At 63.9% G+C, this 922-nt stretch carries 1 protein-coding gene; it reads left to right on the forward strand.

Going from position 1 to position 922, the window contains the following annotated elements:
• Window positions 1–21 precede the first annotated feature (21 nt).
• On the forward strand, window positions 22–922 hold a 901-nt coding region (locus ACT3S2_RS15830), incomplete at its 3' end, for an IS481 family transposase (RefSeq protein ID WP_444561936.1).

A 922-nucleotide genomic window follows, 5' to 3' on the forward strand; every position in this document is an offset into this window, starting at 1 on the left:
CTTCACAAACAGGAGGCCTTCATGTCCCACGCTAATGCAGCCCTGACCCCCAAAGCACGTCTGAGAATCGCCAAGCTCATCGTTGACCAGCAGTGGAGCGTCTCCACCGCAGCGAAAATGTTCATGGTCTCCTGGCCCACCGCCAAACGCTGGGCCGACCGCTACCGAGCCCACGGCGCGGCCGGGATGGCCGACAAGCCCAGCAGACCCCGGACAAGTCCTGCACGCACCCCGCAGGCAGCGGTCAAACAAATCGTGGCACTGCGCTGGCGCAAGCGCTTGGGGCCCGTCCAGATCGCCTACCGGCTGGGCCTGGCTGCCTCGACGGTGCACGCAGTGCTGGTACGTTGCCGGATCAACAGGCTGCGCTATATCGACCGGGTCACCGGTGAGAAAATCCGCCGCTATGAGCACCCCTATCCGGGATCGATGATCCACGTGGACGTCACCAAATTCGGCAATATTCCCGACGGCGGCGGGCACCGGTTCGTGGGCCGGCAGGCCGGAGACAAGAACCGTGCAGCAACCCCGGACAAGCCCCGCAATGCGAACCACACCCCGAAAATGGGAACCGCCTTCGTGCACACGGTCATCGATGATCACTCGCGTATCGCCTATGCCGAGATTCATGATGATGAGAAGTCGGTAACGGCCATCGCGGTACTGGAACGGGCCGTGGCGTGGTTCGCTGCCCGTGACGTCGTCGTGGAGCGCGTGCTATCTGATAATGGGTCCGCCTACCGCTCGCATGCCTGGCGTGACGCCTGCGCCGAGCTGGCCATCACGCCCAAGCGGACCCGCCCTTACCGGCCCCAGACCAATGGGAAAATCGAGCGGTTCCATCGGACCCTGAACGACGGTTGGGCCTACGCCAGGTTCTATGGCAGCGAGGCCACCCGCCGCGAAGCACTGCCGGATTGGA

The organism is Arthrobacter sp. AOP36-A1-22, from assembly GCF_052377615.1.
Taxonomy (GTDB): Bacteria; Actinomycetota; Actinomycetes; order Actinomycetales; family Micrococcaceae; genus Arthrobacter_H.